The sequence below is a fragment of the Priestia sp. P5_B4 genome, from assembly GCF_056400385.1.
Map to the genome: position 1 here is coordinate 1 of NZ_JBFULJ010001035.1, position 1230 is coordinate 1230.

Annotated in this window: 2 protein-coding genes; one reads left to right on the top strand and one right to left on the bottom strand. The window is 39.5% G+C overall.

From position 1 onward, the window contains the following. Nucleotides 1-41: 41 nt before the first annotated feature. Entirely contained in the window at nt 42-680 is a 639-nt protein-coding gene (locus AC1DRF_RS28550; RefSeq protein ID WP_477742380.1) for a HoxN/HupN/NixA family nickel/cobalt transporter, read from the top strand. Between the two features lie 255 nt (nt 681-935). Here AC1DRF_RS28550 and AC1DRF_RS28555 read toward each other — a convergent pair. Further along, on the bottom strand, nt 936-1230 hold a 295-nt coding region (locus AC1DRF_RS28555), incomplete at its 5' end, for an urease accessory protein UreD (RefSeq protein ID WP_477742381.1).

Below are 1230 nucleotides of genomic sequence, written 5' to 3' on the forward strand. Positions count from 1 at the left end.
ATATACTAGTTTTATACGTACGAAAGGATGAAAAAGCTGACATGGAAACAAGTTTTTYTTCAATTTTAATACTAGGGTTTCTTTTAGGAATCAAGCATGCTCTAGAACCAGATCATATTATCGCTGTATCAACCATTGCTTCAAAAAGTAAAAAACTGTGGCGCTCTTCGCTTGCAGGAGTATACTGGGGGATTGGCCATACGCTTACGCTGTTTATTTTTGGTATGATTTTAATGGTGTTAAAAAGCAGTATTTCTGAACGTATGAGCATGTCACTTGAATTTTTAGTGGGAATTATGCTCGTTTACCTCGGTTTCACATCGTTTCTGTCTTACAAAAAACAAGTACATACGCATCACGAAAAAACGTCTTACTTAAAGTCATTGGGCATTGGCTTTGTTCATGGACTGGCGGGAAGCGCAGCGATGGTTGTATTAACGATGAGCACCGTTACTCACGTATGGCAAGGTGCTCTGTACATTATCATTTTTGGAATCGGCACTTGTCTTGGCATGCTGTTATTTACAACGGTTATTGGGATTCCATTCGTTACAACTAAAAAACAAGTGACGTTAAACCGCTGTTTGATGCAGGTAACAGGCGCTGTCAGCATTATATTTGGCCTTTATTATATGTATAATTTAGGTGTAAGCGACGGATTATTTAGTCTGTGGTTCTAAAAGCGAATGAGACATAACGAAAACAATTCAATCTAAAGATGAACAAGTAGGATAAATGATCAGGACTGCCTGTTCCACAGCTGTTGATTTCTGTGCAAGACGTCGCTTTGCCCTTTAATCAACGGCTAGAAGGAGCTACATACAGGAAACCTACGTTCACCCTACCAATAAAAAATCCGAACGAATTTGATTCTCCATTAAGAATCCAGCTCGTTCGGATCTTCTTTCAACTAACATATTTTTGTCCCAGCCTCTTTAATACTTACGCAAAAGTGATACTTCAGCTTTTAGTAAATGCTGTCGGAACAATCCGTATACTTTAGCGATTATGTCTTCAACTTCTTGTGTACTAGCAGCTAATATTCGAATAGCACATCCGGGAATCGGAAGTGCGGAAGCTCCTACTTTACAGCCAGCCTCTTCGCACAGCTGATGTACTTTCCCTATAAATGCGTCGTCGGCATTTGGATGAACAATGATAATCGATCCAAAATGAGTATACCCTTCCATTTTCATCATGCCGCGCAAATGGCTTTCTGGCTTCAAGTAT